The 15,576-nt window shown below is 56.2% G+C and carries 14 protein-coding genes; 9 read left to right on the forward strand and 5 right to left on the reverse strand.

Features of this window, described 5'->3' with window-relative positions:
• Window positions 1-12: 12 nt before the first annotated feature.
• The 3 genes from ACGYLO_RS12660 to ACGYLO_RS12670 are packed head-to-tail and all read right to left on the reverse strand — an operon-like array spanning window position 13 to window position 4,325.
• Window positions 13-1,491 (reverse strand): hypothetical protein, encoded by a 1,479-nt coding sequence (locus ACGYLO_RS12660; protein WP_394376798.1) that lies wholly within the window; start codon window positions 1,489-1,491, stop codon window positions 13-15.
• A gap of 3 nt (window positions 1,492-1,494) precedes the next feature.
• Complete coding sequence (locus ACGYLO_RS12665; protein WP_394376799.1) at window positions 1,495-2,037, reverse strand: hypothetical protein; 543 nt, start codon at window positions 2,035-2,037, stop codon at window positions 1,495-1,497.
• Between the two features lie 14 nt (window positions 2,038-2,051).
• Entirely contained in the window at window positions 2,052-4,325 is a 2,274-nt protein-coding gene (locus tag ACGYLO_RS12670; RefSeq protein WP_394376800.1) for a DEAD/DEAH box helicase, read from the reverse strand.
• Window positions 4,326-4,711: 386 nt separating this feature from the next.
• Between ACGYLO_RS12670 and ACGYLO_RS12675 the strand changes: the two genes are divergently transcribed.
• The 3 genes from ACGYLO_RS12675 to ACGYLO_RS12685 all read left to right on the forward strand — a co-directional run bounded on the left by ACGYLO_RS12675 (window position 4,712) and on the right by ACGYLO_RS12685 (window position 8,070).
• Window positions 4,712-6,613, forward strand: a complete 1,902-nt coding sequence (locus tag ACGYLO_RS12675; protein ID WP_394376801.1) for a hypothetical protein — start codon at window positions 4,712-4,714, stop codon at window positions 6,611-6,613.
• A gap of 129 nt (window positions 6,614-6,742) precedes the next feature.
• On the forward strand, window positions 6,743-7,885 hold the full coding sequence (locus ACGYLO_RS12680) for a hypothetical protein (protein WP_394376802.1): 1,143 nt from the start codon (window positions 6,743-6,745) through the stop codon (window positions 7,883-7,885).
• Window positions 7,882-8,070: an antitoxin Xre/MbcA/ParS toxin-binding domain-containing protein gene (locus ACGYLO_RS12685; RefSeq protein WP_394376803.1), complete on the forward strand. Its 189-nt coding sequence runs from the start codon at window positions 7,882-7,884 to the stop codon at window positions 8,068-8,070. The genes ACGYLO_RS12680 and ACGYLO_RS12685 overlap by 4 nt, the downstream gene beginning before the upstream one ends.
• 8 nt (window positions 8,071-8,078) lie before the next feature.
• On the opposite strand, the gene hisS is transcribed toward ACGYLO_RS12685, so the two are convergent.
• Window positions 8,079-9,506 (reverse strand): histidine--tRNA ligase, encoded by a 1,428-nt coding sequence (hisS, locus tag ACGYLO_RS12690; RefSeq protein WP_394376804.1) that lies wholly within the window; start codon window positions 9,504-9,506, stop codon window positions 8,079-8,081.
• Between the two features lie 489 nt (window positions 9,507-9,995).
• Here hisS and ACGYLO_RS12695 point away from each other — a divergent pair, with 489 nt between their 5' ends.
• The 3 genes from ACGYLO_RS12695 (at window position 9,996) to ACGYLO_RS12705 (ending at window position 12,475) form a co-directional block, all read left to right on the forward strand.
• On the forward strand, window positions 9,996-10,604 hold the full coding sequence (locus tag ACGYLO_RS12695) for a type 4 pilus major pilin (RefSeq protein ID WP_394376805.1): 609 nt from the start codon (window positions 9,996-9,998) through the stop codon (window positions 10,602-10,604).
• A 219-nt stretch (window positions 10,605-10,823) separates the two neighbouring features.
• Window positions 10,824-11,945, forward strand: a complete 1,122-nt coding sequence (locus tag ACGYLO_RS12700; RefSeq protein WP_394376806.1) for a hypothetical protein — start codon at window positions 10,824-10,826, stop codon at window positions 11,943-11,945.
• A gap of 2 nt (window positions 11,946-11,947) precedes the next feature.
• The gene (locus tag ACGYLO_RS12705) at window positions 11,948-12,475 is read left to right on the forward strand and encodes a hypothetical protein (protein WP_394376807.1); all 528 of its coding nucleotides are present in this window, start codon (window positions 11,948-11,950) and stop codon (window positions 12,473-12,475) included.
• A gap of 21 nt (window positions 12,476-12,496) precedes the next feature.
• Here ACGYLO_RS12705 and ACGYLO_RS12710 read toward each other — a convergent pair whose 3' ends face one another.
• Window positions 12,497-12,700 carry a hypothetical protein gene (locus ACGYLO_RS12710; protein WP_394376808.1) on the reverse strand — a complete coding sequence of 68 codons (204 nt, stop codon included), beginning with the start codon at window positions 12,698-12,700 and terminating at the stop codon, window positions 12,497-12,499.
• Window positions 12,701-12,909: 209 nt separating this feature from the next.
• Between ACGYLO_RS12710 and ACGYLO_RS12715 the strand changes: the two genes are divergently transcribed.
• The 3 genes from ACGYLO_RS12715 to dinB all read left to right on the forward strand — a co-directional run bounded on the left by ACGYLO_RS12715 (window position 12,910) and on the right by dinB (window position 15,533).
• A complete protein-coding gene (locus tag ACGYLO_RS12715) occupies window positions 12,910-13,617 on the forward strand; it encodes a hypothetical protein (RefSeq protein WP_394376809.1) in 708 nt (235 codons plus the stop codon).
• Between the two features lie 21 nt (window positions 13,618-13,638).
• On the forward strand, window positions 13,639-14,337 hold the full coding sequence (locus tag ACGYLO_RS12720) for a hypothetical protein (RefSeq protein ID WP_394376810.1): 699 nt from the start codon (window positions 13,639-13,641) through the stop codon (window positions 14,335-14,337).
• A 131-nt stretch (window positions 14,338-14,468) separates the two neighbouring features.
• Window positions 14,469-15,533: a DNA polymerase IV gene (gene dinB, locus ACGYLO_RS12725; RefSeq protein ID WP_394376811.1), complete on the forward strand. Its 1,065-nt coding sequence runs from the start codon at window positions 14,469-14,471 to the stop codon at window positions 15,531-15,533.
• The last annotated feature ends 43 nt before the right edge of the window (window positions 15,534-15,576 follow it).

Consider the following 15,576-nt stretch of genomic DNA (forward strand, 5'->3'; position numbering starts at 1 on the left):
TTTCGCAAATACCTACATGGGAGATGGCGTGTGATCTTCTTCACGGCTCATCTCATATTCATCGAGCTCGGTGAACCAGTCGCGCTTGAAGGCCGGATCGAACTCGAAGGGCGAGACGTCGCGGCCAAGGTGGCGCGAGAGCTGGGCGTGGCGCAGCTCGATCAGCGTGTCATGCAAACCGGTGGCCAGCGAGACACCTGAGCCGAAGTGCAGCAGAACCGCACGGTCGAGCATATAGGGAACATCGAGACGCGCAGCTGAAGAAATGGCGCCACGGAGATCAGAGAGCGGCCCCCGCCCCGCATCTGCAGGACCATTATTGATGAAAAACCGCTCCATATCGAGCGCACCGCAAACCGTATCGACAAGCTGGGTGTCGCATTTGAAGCTGTAGCCCACCCGGGCAAGAAAATCCGCCGACTTTGGTTCACGCTCCTCAAAGTAGCGCGCCACGGCTTTTGCCAACATTTCGTGGCCTTTGTCGTAGCTGTGGAAGACCTGCCCCAGATCGCGGGCGGCATAATGGATGAACTCGGCATGTTTGCGGCCGGTCTCCGGGTCCGCTGGGTTGCGCGCGCCATAGGTCTGCACGGCGGATTCCGGCAAAGCGTAGAACTCTGACTGCATCTCGATAAGGTCATCGAGGTTGTCGCTGTCCTTGAGAGCCAGCTTGATCGACATTGCCAACGGGTTCCAGATATCGCCTTCAAGCCATGCGCCATAACTCTCCGGTGAGCCATTTTTCGGCGGGGGCGGCAAGATGCCGGGCAGCTTCATTAACTCCCCGCTGGCAATCCGTGCCTGTCCGGTCTTGGCGCTGCCTTCCCACTGCTTCTCATACATCTGGTCACCCAATTCCGTCAGGGGGTCGAAATGAAACGTATTTGTTTCCGCTTCCGCAACAGTACCATCGGTTTCTGCAAGAAAAGACGGGTTTTTCGGGCTATTTCCGGCATCCGAGGCAGGCTCGGGAGTTCTCTCAACCTGCTTTTTCGCAGGAGTTGTTGCACTAATGTCGCTATGAACTGTTTGGCTTTTGGGGTCATCAGCTGCGGGCAAATCGAATTCATCCCCCGCCAGCAGTGAATCCAAAGCATCCATGGCATCTACCTGGTCACCTTCAAGAGGCGTATCGGAAGTGTTCGCGACATGGCTACCTGCGCTTTGTTGTGGCGCGTCGTTTTTCGCAATGGGCGCGGCGAGAAAGCCGTGTTTGTCGAGGAATTCCGTAAGCGCCTTGTCGTAGGGTTCGGGGCTCTTCCCTGTCGTGATCTCGCCCATCACCGCTGCCAGAAGCTCCGCATAATTTGCAGCGTTCTTGAGGCTTTGCGCGTCGGATCCCACATGAGTTTGAACCAATTGGGACAGGACGTCATATCCTCTCCCCTCGGTTGCTTCACGCAATGCTTTCTTAGCCGCAAGCCCACCCGTCATCCCATGTTGGGTGACGAGGTCTACAAACTCGCGTGCTGAGGTAAAGCGTGTGGTCATGGATTAGGCCGCCTTCGACCTGCGGAAGCAGCACAGGCTAACGACATTGCCGCCAGATTTTGCGGATTGAGCAGCCAGTTCCAACTCACTGACTTCTGTGATCACCAGGATTTCTGTTGTGGAACCACAGGGTTCGACCAAGACGCGCTCGATGTCGCGGTAGATCACATCATCGCAGCGTAGGAACCTGGAGGTTGTCTTGATAAGGCCGCCTGTGCCGTTGGGGTATGTCCCCTCCACCGAGATCACATCACCCTCATCAAGTAGGGCCAGAAGAAAGTCATCCGAATCGCTGGTCGGCGCTTCATTGCTGTCCTCTGCCATGAAGTAACCATGAACCTCTTCATCGACCGCCGTGATGTAGAGATCACCATTGGCATCACGTTCGGTAAGGACCTCAGCACCTTCAGGAAAGGCATAAACCCCATGCGTATCCATCTTTTGCATCAAACCGTCCGTGCAGACACCCCTGATCGGACCCATGCGCACATACCCTTCGTTGTCATAGTCGAGGTCAAGTTCGGGCATGATGTTAAGTTGCGCCATGTGGGGTCTCCAGTTTAATCAAATAGTGGAAGCGGTTGCTGCGCGTCTTCCTGGTTATCATTGATGTCGGTGACCTCAGGTTTATCCGATGGGGTATCCGAACATGACCCTTTCTCTATCCCGGACCTAACCTTTTGGCTAGGGGCATTATGGCGGAATGTAATAGAGTTGACGCTACGCTCGTCTGTTTCCATTTTGTCAGCAATCGCCATGCCGATCCGCGCATCCAGAGTGCCTGCAACGGACATATAGCCGATGTCGACGTTCTTCTCCTGACCAATACGCCAGATCCGATCTTCGATCTGGATCATGTTTGAGGGAGACCAGTCGGGCTCGACCACACGCATACGGGCTGCCTGGGTCAAAGTGATTCCCGAGTTGCCTGCGAGCGAGATGATCAGACCGCGGATCTTATCGTCGGACTGGAAGCGGTCGACAATATCTTGTTTCTTTTTCGCAGAGCCAACCGAGCCGTCATAGACCAGGAAGGCCCCCTTCATCCGCTTTTCAGCTTCGCCGTGGATGATCTTGATGACATCCTTATGGTGCGCGAAAACCACAGTCTTTGTTTGGTTCTCAGGCGCAAAGTCTTTTTCCGCTTCCAATTCATCCAGAATGAACTTTGCGCAATGCGGCGCTTTGAGCATACCTAAGTTGCGACGCACACGGGCCATCTCGTGGAACTGGGGCGTATCGGGGTCCATACGGGTGATTTGATTGATGACCGCGCCAGCCTGGAGGGTTGCACCCTCCTTGACCTCGACAGAGCCAGTGCGCTCCATCAGGGATGCCAGATCAAACTCGACAGAGCGCAGCTCTTCTTTCTCGGCCTTGGACAGCTTGACCGGGATCTCGAGGGGCGTGCGGAATTTCGGCGGCAGATCGGGGTTGTCGCGCTTCATCCGGCGAATGAAGGAGCCCGAACCACGCAGACGTAGCTGCAGCTCCATCTCCCGGATCGGCTTGCCGTTCATAGGGACAATCACTTCCCGAGGTTTGCCACCTTTGAAGCGCGACTTCATCTCACGCTTGATCAGGATCGGCGGGCAGTAGCGGTTCTTAAAAATTTGGAAGTCTTCCGGACCCGAGCCCCAGATATCGGGACGGGTAGAGGAGATCAGCGGCCACAGCTCATCGATGCGGTTCGGCTTCGGTGTCCCGGTAAGGTGAACGTATTTGCCAATGTCCGAGAGCGGCAGCGCCTTGCTGCCATCCATGTCGAGCAGATCGCCGAGCACCGCCTGGGTCCGCTGTGCTTCCGGGTTTTTCATGTTGTGGGCTTCATCGCAGATGATGAGGTCCCATTTGACCGCGCGCATGGCGGCGATGTTCTTTTGCAGGATGTCGTAGTTGATCACACAGACATCTGTGTCAGGGAAAGTGGAGCTTTCAGCCAGGCCGACCGTCAAAGCTGTATTGGTTTTCCATTTTTCAATTTCGCGACCCCATTTGATGCGCATGTTGGCCTGGGAGATCACGAGGATCTTTTGGGCTTTGGGGGTCGCGTTGATGATGCCGATGCCCTGCATCGTTTTTCCGAGCCCCATGTCGTCAGCGATAAGCGTTCCCCCGGGGGAGTTCACCGCCATCGTGATCCCACCCAGCTGGAACGGGAAAAAGCCGAGCCCTTCCGGCGCCGGCACTTCGATCGCACCCTCGGCCGTGTGGGATTTGCTGGCTTTGATGTTTTTACCAGCGTCAGCAAGCTTCGCCTTGAGCAGATTTTTCGCGCTCTGCGTCATGAAGGGCTCGAGGTTCGATGCAATGAACGGATCCCGGGTCCGGTATGGCTGCGTGCCAAGCTTCTGTGCGATCTTCGGGTTCAAGTTTTTAATGGGCAGCCAGCCGGCTGCTTCAAGAAATTCGCGGCGCTCCGTGTCGGCCTCATCGCAGTTGGCCGCAAAGTCCGTGCTCGAGGCAATCACGTTAAGCGAGAGACGGCCCGCAGGCACGGCGCCGGCTGAGCCAAGGATATGGTCAATGCCATCGCGCGGATCGCGACGTGCAACCACAGCCATCGCCTCTTTGCGGCAGTTGGGATGGATGACCGCCTTATGTTTATAGGCCAACAGATGTGCCAGGTAATAGGGCGCGCCGCCAATTTGAGGCATCGAACTCCAGACAACCATGCCGTCCTCGTCCCTATAGGGGCCCATGCCATTAAGCTCTAAGGAGCGGCACATGGCGGGGGTGAACGTTTCGCGCGGGCCAGAAACGACGACATTGAACTTCGGCTTGTCGCCTTTGAACTTCGGGTCTTTTCGCTTCACGTTTACCTTGAGGGGCATCTGCATCTCCTGAGGGCGTCAGCCCGGCTTTTTCGACATAACCTAAAGTCTATAAAGACCTAGCGAAAATGCCTATAAAGCGCCGCAGGTTCTGTGTGGATAACTGCTATTCTTGTGTCCATCACCGTTAAGTGAGACTAGATATAGTCATGCGAAAGCCCTTTGTTTTGTTGAGCTTTTCATCAAAGAGGCTTCGGTTATGCTTGTTTCGACAATGAAAACCCATGTTTTCTAAGGTTTTTCGACTGTGGATTGTTTGACATTGCATTTCTTTTTCACATATTGTGCAAGCATCGCTAACGAAGCTAAAAAAGCTCCACAACAACCCATATACATACCCCCGCCTTCCGCTGCTCGAAGGCATTAAAAAACCAGAGAGGCCTACCATGTCGTCTGCTCAACAAATAGAAATACCGAAGTCAGAACAAAAATCGAAAAAGAGTTCCTCAAGCAAACTCGACTTTCAGATTGAAACCATCACACCTGACATCGCGGCTGAATACCTCGCAACTTCCAAGGTTCGCGAAGAAGCATTAGCCGCTCGGAAATTCAAAAAAGGTCAGCCCAAAGTTACTGGCGATATGAGAACCGTCAGCAGCTATGCGAACATCATGAAAGCCGGCGGCTGGATCATGAACGCCATGCCGATCATCTTTGACACTGAAGGTCGACTGATCGATGGCATTACGCGCCTCGAGGCCTGTGTAACATCCGGTGAGAGCTTTCGCAGTGTCGTTGCGCGCAACGTCAGAAGCGACGTTCTGCACACAATCGACCAACACAGACGCAGATCCTACACCGGCGTTCTGGAAAGCCGTGGCGTAAACTATGCGGGCTCTGTCCAGCGCACCATGACCAAGCTTATCAGGATCGAGAATGGCCTTCTTGGCAAAGACAACTCGAATATCTCCTGGTCGCGCTTTGACCGTGTGCTTGAGGCCAACCCCGAGCTTCTGGAAGCCGTATCGATCTCCGAAGGCTCCAAAGGGTCGTACCTGCACTCCACGCCGCGCCCCGTTCTGAGTTTTATGGCCCTCAAAGCCGGCAAGCGTGAAGAGCTCCGCTTCTTCCTCGCAGGCCTCAGAGACATCGACACATTCCCGTTGGGCAACCCTGCCCGGATGCTGGCCAACCAGCTCAAAGCTGAACAGCGCAAAGAGAAGATGGCGAAAGAAAATGATCGCCAATACGACAAAATGTCGATCGATCACGTACTTGCACTCGCAATTCTTGCCTTCAATGATTTCTGCGACAAGAAGACCGTAGAGGAAGAGTATTTCTGGCAGCCTGACTTCGGCAAAGCCAAGAAGAAACAGCACGACAAAAAGGCTGTCATGGAAAAGGCGCCCGCGAACCTTGGGCTGCCTATGGTCAATGGCTATCCTGGTCTGGAAGATGGCTCCTACGAGACGGGTGAACCAGCAGATAAGTTCACCGGTGAGCTTGCTGACTCCCTGATCCGCGCCACCAAAGAAACGTCCGGCGAAGAGCAGGTCGCTGAGGTGACCATCACCCCCGCCAAGGCGCAAGAGTATCTCAAGCTGAACCGCGACAACCGGGCACTTTCTGACGATCACAAACAGGCGATCGCCAAGGACATCAAACAGGGCAACTGGATGGTGAACGCGCAGCCGATCTGCTTCACCGGTGATCCAGATCAGCCAGATGCAAAAGCCAAGGGTGTGCGTCTGCTCAACGGCCAGCACCGTCTGCACGGTTGTATCGAAGCTGACATGCCGATCGAAGTACCGATCGCAAAGAACATTCCAGAAGAAGCCTTTGCCACCTTCGACGCGCATACCAAAAAGATGCGCCTGCGTACCAAGTCGGAAGCCGATGATCGTGTTCTAGCCGCCGCGGCACGTTTGCAGTGGAAGGAAGACAGCGGGATCGAGATCTTCTCGACCGGGATCAACCCGACTGCATCGGAGATCAAAGACACCATCGAGCTGCATCCTGGTATGGAAGCTGCCTATCCGAAGGCCCGGACGTTAAAGAATGTTGGATCCGCTGGGGTAATGACATACCTCATCTATCACGTGCGCAACGATCGCCCTGATATTGCTGAAGATTTTCTTGAAGCGCTGCGCACGGGCGAGAACCTCCAGGCCCGCGACCCTGCCCTGGCTGCGCGCACCAAGATCGTCGGCATCCGCACCGCCAAGAAGAACCAGCGGATCAAGGTTCCTCGTAAAGAGATCCTGCAGACGCTGATCAACAGCTGGCGTGATTACAAAGAGTATCGTGACGACATGGCGGAAGACACGTCGCAACAGGAACTGATCTAAACCTGATCTGCATTGACCAATTGAGGGGCCTTCGGGCCCCTCTTTCGTTTGCGGCAGTCTTGCCGTGGCTGTCACTGCGGATTTTCTCGTCGCACGGGTATTCTCTCTCAAGAGAAAGAGGATTTCGCTATGCCAGCATCAGACTATCCCATCATGACCTCGGCGCTTTCCCCGCGAAAACAGGAACAGTTTGCAGAAGCCATTGAGGCGCTTGAAGCCGGTCAGCGTAAAGGAGAAATCCCCAACGCGGCTTATACCCGCGCCAAGCAGACACTCTCGCGCTGTACAGAATACGCCTGGCAGGAACGGGCTCGAAAACCATTCTCCTGGAACCGCGAATATATTGAAAGTGCTTCTGAAGAGGAGCGCGCAAAGCTTTATGACATGGATAGCTATCCGCAGATGAACACCCTTGCGAAACTGACGCGACAGGCGGACGCCCTCGGCGATACCGCTGCCGGTGTTGCTATCCGCCAGCTGCTCGATGAGGCCCGGCCAGTCTTTGATATGATGAAGGCGTGCAAGGATATTGCCGTGAAAAAGGGGCAGGCTCCGAAGCCGGTCACTGCAACCGAACGCTATCAAGCTCCGTCCGCCTCTGGCACGGCAATGGCCGCCATCCTCGCTGAGCTTACCGACATCACGGAGTCCGCGCGCCAAGGCATCGCCCAGGCATTGGCCCAGCGTCACGAAAAGACGGTGGAGACCTTCCTCGCAAGCCAGCGCGCACATCATGAAGCCAGGGTCGTCGATAAGCCGCAGCGCTTTGATATCTTCACCTATGCAAGGCATCTTGGTCGCGGCAAGGCAGATGCCCAACTGATGGACAGGCTCACCGTTGCGCTCGATCAGATGCGCGGCGCTGATGGCAAGAAGACCTATACTTGGAAGCCGGATGGTAAAGAGATCATCGCACAGCGCAGCATCAAAGAGGCAGAGGCAATCTGCCAGAGCTATATCGAGAAGAACATGTCCAAGCTTGCGCCGATCGTCGAGGCGCGCGGCGACTATGCCGGCATGCAGATCGTCGGGCGCAATGTGCAGCCAGGATCGATGACCGGCCAGCTGCGTATCTCTTTTGAGGATGGTGCCTGCTTTGACGCCCGGTCCCAGGCCGTGATGTCCTTTTCCCAATACGGGACACCCTTCATGCGGTACCCGTTGACCTTTCACAATGTGAAGCTCGGGGATGGCAGCCTGATGAGCCGCCCCTCGGAGCAGAAGATGAACGAAGAATTCACCAAAGCCGCGGTCGAGGCCCCTGCCCCATGACACAAGCAGATGTGAGCGCGCAGGCCCTCAAGGTCCTTGGGAGCTGTGAGGAGGCCGAGGTCTGGATGCAGACCCCGGCACTGGCCTTGGATAACCAAAGGCCAGCAGACTTGCTGACAACCGAGGAAGGGATCAAGCAGGTCTCTGAACACCTTACGCGCCTGGAGTATGGGGTCTACTGCTGACCTTCGGGCTACTTGGCGAGAAAGGCATCGATCTCGATACCAAGATCTTCGCGATTCACCGTGACCTGCTGTTCTTGTGACAGCCAGGCCTCCCGGTCCGCCGCACGCTCCGAGATCTCTCGGCCGAGATCGAGATACTTGATGACCACCTCCCCTGCGTCCCGCTCGCGCGCGCCCTCGATCACCGCCAGCGACGCCTCGATCTTATCGGCATATTTCATTTGCCGGCCGATATTTCGCGATGCCCCATACCAGACCTGGGCCGGCATGCCCTGGGCACGTAGCTCCCGCGCCATTTCTTGGGCCCGCGCCATGCCATCCACGTCCAAGACGCAAATCAGAATGGGGCGCTGCGGTCCTGAAGTCTCTGCGCCGCGCAAGCTTAGCGCCTGCGCGAGACGCGTCACCCCGATCGAGAAACCAACGCAGGGAAGATCGCGGCCGGTAAAGCGTCGGATCAGACTGTCATAACGGCCACCCCCGCCAATGGAGCCGATCCGCCGCGGCGCGCCACTCTCGTCAAAGGTCTCACCAAGAAGGTCGATCTCAAAGACCGTGCCGCTGTAATAGGACAGGCCCCGCACAATGCTTGGATCAAGCAGCACTGGCGCATCTGCTGCACGCGCCAACATCAGGCATTCATCTATCTGTGCAAGCCCATCCGCGCCCAGCTCAGTGCTCCCGACTGCGGATGCGAGCGCGTCGATATCGCGTGCCGTCGTGAAGTCGACCACCGACTTGATCTGCGTATCGGTGAGCTCCAACCCCGCGGTAAAGGCACCACTGGCATCGCGGCGCCCGGCTCCAAGCAGGTCCGCCACCCCGTCGACACCGAGGCGATCGAGCTTGTCGATGCTGCGGCAAATGTTGCGCTGAAGCTCTTCATCCTGAATGCCAAGGCCTGCAAGAAGGCCATCGAGAAGCTTTCGGTTGCTCAGCTTGATCGTGAAATCACCCACGCTGGCATCTTTAAGAGCCTCACTGGCCATGGCAATCATTTCCGCATCTGCGCCGATCGAGGGCGCCCCCACGAGATCCGCGTCACATTGCCAGAACTCACGGTAGCGACCAGGGGATGACTTCTCATTGCGCCACACAGGCCCTGCGCTGGACCGTCGCCAAGGCTTGGTTAGATCATCCCTCTGCCCGGCCACGAAGCGCGCCAGGGGTGCTGTCAGGTCGTAGCGCAGGGTCAGATCGGCCTCATCGGTCTCAAAGGAGAATGCCCCGCCGTTCGGCCGATCTGTATCCGGGAGAAAACCGCCCAGCGCCTCGGTGGGCTCGACAGCTGGCGTCTCAAGCGCCTCAAAACCATAACCCGCGTAGGTCTTCATGATTTTGCGCGTCAGTTCCGAGCGCAGTTCAAGTTCAGGGCCGCGCAGGTCGCGAAAGCCCTTGGCGCCGTCACTGGGCACCCGCATCATTTTGTCTGTCATAATCTCACATCCGGCTTTGCCGGTCCTTCATTCGTCACACTTGATCGACGCCGCTCTGGGCATCTGATGATATCCCTGTTGGGATCAGCTATGATGTGGATGAAGGTGATGGAGTCCGGTCAGCAATTTGGGGAACGTAAACATTATGGCGCCCTCCTTTGGACCTGTGAGCCGCAACAAAATACGAAATGCCGCGAAAAACAATAAGACAATCTCTGTTCTATTTATATCTATTTGCACAGATCAGTGATTTTCGCAACAGATTTGCGACGACGCTGCGCATCATTTTTTGACGCGCTCCCGTCAACAAAGCCACTCAGGGCATTGAAACACCCATTTTATAGGGCCCGAGTGATATTTCCGCACCGGGGTATCCAAGTAAAAGCCTGCATTGCGGCAAGACCGTTGGAGGCCCAGCGCTTTTTCATGCCTGCGAAAAACGCAGTATAATCGTTGGCTATATAACCCAATAGCTAACAGAGAACCAACATGAAAAAAATATACCTCACCGTTTCGGCAGCCGCACGTCGTCGGGCCATCAGCCTCATCGAGGGTGTCCTTTACCTTGTCATCGCACTCGCGGTGATCGTCGGCGGGATCGTCTTCTTCCAGCAGTCACAGATGTCGAGCAACATCACCGACACGGCGCGCGCCATGTCAGGGATTGCGGCGCAAACCCGGTCGCTCTACCAAAATCAGAGAACTTTTGATGCCGACCTCATCACACCGTCGCTCATTAAAGCAGGCGCAGTCCCATCGACATTCGTCGGCGGTACTGAGGGCGCCGCTGATGGCACGATCCGCCATCCCTTCAATGGAGAGATCTCAGTCTACGGGAACGGGCCCGATCGGTTCGTCATTACGCTGTCGAGCCTTCCACAGGAAGCCTGCTTGCGTATGGGTGTCGTGGGCCCGGATGGTTCAGGACCTTTGGGAACCGGCATCTTGGCTATGATTGCCAATGAGGACAGCACTGCACTGGTCTACGATGGTGACCTGACCGATGAGCCGGGATACATGGAGCCGCCCTTCGCACCCGAAGACATGGCAGATATCTGTGACGACGACTGGGACCTCAGCGTGTATTATGCACGGTAATGGGCGGGCCTCGCAGTCCTAACTCCAAAGCCACTTTCTTGAGTGCCAATGGCGCCCGGTCTTCATGACTGGGCGCTATTTGCGAAAATAATAATAGATACAGCGAGACATATCTTGGGATATGGCGGTTTTCCTGGATTACTTCTGCACGTGCTTTTCGTGAACCCTGACTAATATCGGTGGAGAACAGAACCGCTTAAGTTGCCCTCAGGAGATTTCATGTCCCACCTTTACTACCGCCTGACCAAAACCGAGGACCCGGAAGAGCGTCTAGAAGATGCTGTTCTCTATAAAGCCATGCATGACACCTTCGGGAAAGGCCTGACGATGGTCGACATGGACGAACCGGCTCCCATGGATGGTCTCTTTCTCGGTCGCGGGAAGAACCGTGAGCTTTGGCAGAAGAACATTCTGGGGCAGCCCGGCATGAAATACTGGGAAGACCCGGCCTTTCAAAACGCCATCACGCGCTCCTTCGTTGTGACGGACCTCAGCGGTGCGGAGGAGGAGATCAAACGGCTTCACGCAGAAGGCAAGGACGCTTTCCTGAAGTCCACCAAGCAGAAGCACTTTGTCGGCCGGGTTGACCAAGGCGAGACCATCCACGAAGCGCTTGATGGCATGGTTTACTCCTTCATGGATATTGAGAACTGCCTGATGGTTCAGGAAGCAGTCGAAATGTCCTATGAGCGCCGGTTCCTCGTCATGAATGGGAAAGTCGTGACCCAATCGCCAGTCGCCTGGCATCTCACGCCCATGTCCCGTAGCTGGATCCAAGAAGAGACCGGGTTCTCTGTTGAAGATGTGCATTTCAAGACCCCGCAAAGTCGTCAGCCAATGATTTCGCCTGATGGCACCGCCCGGATGACGGCTTTTGCTCAAGAAATCGCAGACGCCTCCGATAATCCGCACCTCTGCATCGATATTGCCATCATTGGCGATGACCCAAGCAAAGACCCTATGGAGCTCATCGAGTTCAACCCAATGCAGCCGGGGGCAGTTGGTCTTTACGGCTGTGATCCCAAGAGAGTCGCAGAAGCAGTCTGGGACGCGATGGAGCCCGAGCTGAGAGCGGCCGTGGCTGCCCGCAGGAAAGGTATCGACTTAGAGACTCCGGAACGTAAACTTAGCGGGGCAGAGATGGTCAATAACCTTCCCGGACTGGCCAAAGCGATCTTCGTCAACAACCCCGAAGGCCTTCGCGATCTTGCCGAGGATTTTGACCGCCTGCATGGCAACGATGAGGACGCGCCCTCCGAGGAAGATATCGCGTTCGAAGACTTCGAATTTGAAGACGCGCCTGAAAAGGACGACGCAACACCAACTGGTCCGGAGTTCTGATCATGATCCCGAAATACATTGTCGCTATGTCCAAAGAGATGGGCTGCCCTGAAATTCTCCTACTGGCAGATGACATCCTGACGCTGGAAGATGAAGCGGACCGGGACCAAGCCCGAGATGATCTGATCATGCTAATTGGGCAAGCAGCGGATCATCGCGACATGCGCAATGTCTTCCTCGACTGGGTCGAGGAAGGCGGTACCGTCACGCTACGCGACCTTTTTGACTTTGACGGTATGCTCGGTGGGAAGAATTACTGGAATGATCCCGATCTGGCTCATCGGATCGACATTCTGGATTCCGCGGCGCTGCACATTCGAGACCGCATTGTCGAGCTGGGTGAAATGGACGATATCTGCAAGCTCGCTGTGGAGAATGGCGCCCGCTTCACGGAGATCGCAGAGGGTGGTGTGGAGCACGCTTTCTCTTTCATTGAGAAGCGGGAGGACGAGCTCGGTATGGCAGATCTGCGCCGCTATGATGTGGCCATGACAGTGCCGGCAGTGGAGCCACTTGCGGAGCCGGGGTGATCCAAATCCGTCAGAAATCCGTCACATCGAGGTCGATTTCTTTCGGGGGTAACGTGTTACATGCGGCCAGCCTGTACCGCATTTGCACACCGACCGTTTCTCGAATTCATATTGCGTCATCCCCTCAGGCAAATCTCCGGGGCGGCGCGTGACCATGTGGCCGCAGTCCCAACATTTGACTTCAATGTGGGTAATGCCGGGGGAGAAGAGTTCATCGTCGATCACGGGTGCCCTCTTTGCTTGGACGACTATATCGATGATTGGGAGCCAGTGTATGGATGATCGGGAGTTAGATTGGCAAGCATACACTAAGTCCCGCACCCTCAAATTGGCGGCACCTGCAGGGATGATGACGGCAAGAGGGTCCCTTCGCGACGCTTGCGAAAAATCGGACGCTTAGGTATTATTGGAGGGATATTCTTCAGGAGTTAAAGATGACCTTTTCACGTTCAGCCGGCCTTGCAGTTACCGCGGCTCTTACCCTTGCCACCAGCACAGCTCTGGCTCAGGAAGCGAGCCCCGCGCTTGATACGGCCCTTGTCGGCATCCTGGCGGGCGGGGCGAGCATCGTCGATTTCGGCGATATCGATCAGGATGGTGAGGTTGAGGCTCTGGTCGCTTATACAGATGATTGCGGTGATGCCGGATGTCTCTTTGGGATTGTTGATCGGGATGCGGAGGGCAGTTTCGCAGAAGTGATCTATCAATATGGCGAGACCCCTGCCCTCGTGAGCGGCGGCACGGTCATTGATACCAATGGTGTCTACTGGACATGGAATGGTGCGTCCCTGCAGCCTTACCACGACATCTACGAGACGCTGGAGTTCTACCCGGGCACCGGTGCCGACAAGGCGATCATCGTGGAGCATCAGCCTTGGCAGACAGATCTGCGCAACTACGACATCCAGATGGCGAATATCGACCTGCTTGGCGATGCATCGCCTGAGCGCTTTGTCTGGCTCGATGGACCTGAATACAAGATTGGCCAGGCGAGCCCCTATTTCGTCTTCAGCGACGATGGTGAAATCCTGGCGCAAGGCTCTTTCATCGATCGGCCGTACATTTTCCATTTGAACGACCGCAAGGGCGCGGCCCTGGTCAGCTACGGTGGGTCAGGTTTCGCAACCATGATCCTCGAATAATAAAATGAACTGGAGCCCCCTATGATTGCGAAAAATATAGCATCCGCCTTTGCCCTCAGCATACTGATCCCTGCACAGGTCATGGCGCAATGTGCTTCCGACGGCGGCACCGGCACGGGGGACGATTACGCTACGATGGTTCTTGGTGGCGAAGGCGGCGGCAAGTGGAACGTCACCAACTACCTCAAGGAATCCACAGCAAGTGGCGCTTTCCAGTTCACCTACGGCACCCTGCAGGACCTCGGCTATATCACCAAGGACTCACGTAAGGTTGGCAGGGACATGTATGAGCCTGGCGAATGGACGGGTGACGTGAACTGGACTGGCCTTGATGGTGTCACCTCCCGTGTGGGCTTTTTGAACAATCAGAAGGCGCAGATTGCCGCCCTTCAGCGTTTTACGCAGAGAAACCTTGAATCCATCAATGCTGACTACAGCAGTACAGTGAATGGTATCCCTGTGACGCCGGGCGGCGTGGGCTATGCCTCGCACTTTCTGGGCGCTGGCGGCTTCAAACAATGGCGGTCCTGTGGCTATCAGCCCTCCTGCCTTCCGGCGGAGGCCATTGCGAATAACAAATCCTATAATCCGCAGACCATGAACGACATGCTCATGGGCCGTATGGCGGAAGGCGCGGGTGTGGACCCGTCTTGCATCAATATCGATAACTACGAAGGCGAAATCCCGACCGTCATTTTGATGCCCTGGCTCATGTCCTAAAAGATGCGTTCTGTCCGAAATATGCTGAGTATTTCGGACAGCGCCGCGGACTGGGCATCTTTGCAAAGCGCTTGGACAGCGCATATCTATCTCCTATGAGCATCCCCGCATCAGACCTTCAGGATAAAGATGTGCAGCGTCGGATCATCCATGTCGATATGGATGCTTTCTTTGCGTCTGTGGAGCAGCGCGATCATCCGGAGCTACGCGGCAAACCCGTGGCAGTCGGTCGCGATCAGGCGCGCGGCGTCGTGGCAGCGGCCAGCTATGAGGCCCGGGTCTTTGGGGTGCGCTCGGCCATGCCTTCTGTCACCGCGCGCCGGCAGTGCCCGGACCTGATCTTTGCCCCACCCCGCTTTGACGTCTACCGCGCCGTCTCGGCGCAGATCCATGGAGTTTTTGAGCGCTATACCGAGCTGATCGAGCCTCTTTCGCTGGATGAGGCGTACCTCGATGTCACGGAAGCCTGCCAAGGGGGGCTGACAGCCACCGAGATCGCGCAGGACATTCGCATGGGCATAAAGGAGGAGACTGGCCTCACGGCCTCGGCTGGGGTGAGCTACAACAAGTTTCTGGCCAAACTTGCCTCCGATCAGGACAAACCCGATGGGCTCACGGTGATCACACCGCGCAAAGGGCCGGGCTTCGTGGCCTCCCTCCCCGTCGGCCGCTTCAATGGCGTGGGGCCGGTGACAGAGGCCAAGATGAAGAAGTTGGGCATCTTGACGGGTGCAGATCTTCGCGGCAAATCCCTGACCTTCCTGGTTGAGCACTTTGGCTCCTCGGCCGAGCGTTACCATGCGATCGCGCGCGGTATTGATGATCGCCCGGTGCGGCCGAACCGGGAGCGCAAATCGGTGGGGGCTGAGAACACCTTTGCCGAAGACCTGACCGACCTCGATGAGGCTCTTAGCCGGCTTGAGCCGATCATCGCCAAGGTGGTGACACGCTGTGGGGAAAAGGATGTGGCGGGACGCACTGTGACCTTGAAGGTCAAATACGCGGACTTTGAGCAGATCACCCGGCGCATGACCCTCTCAGGAGCGATCAGGGAGCCGGACCGGATCATGGCGGTGGCGCGCGAGCTGCTGAGCGCTGAATACCCCTTCAGGAAGGGGATACGCCTTCTGGGGGTGAGTATGTCTGGTTTTGAGAGCAAGGAGCCCATCGACGAGGCTCAGCTTGAGCTTTTTTAAGGTCCGCATATCGATCCGCATATCGATCCGCATACGGTGAAGG

The organism is Sulfitobacter sp. 1A13353 (genome assembly GCF_043557255.1).
Lineage (GTDB): Bacteria > Pseudomonadota > Alphaproteobacteria > Rhodobacterales > Rhodobacteraceae > Sulfitobacter > Sulfitobacter faviae.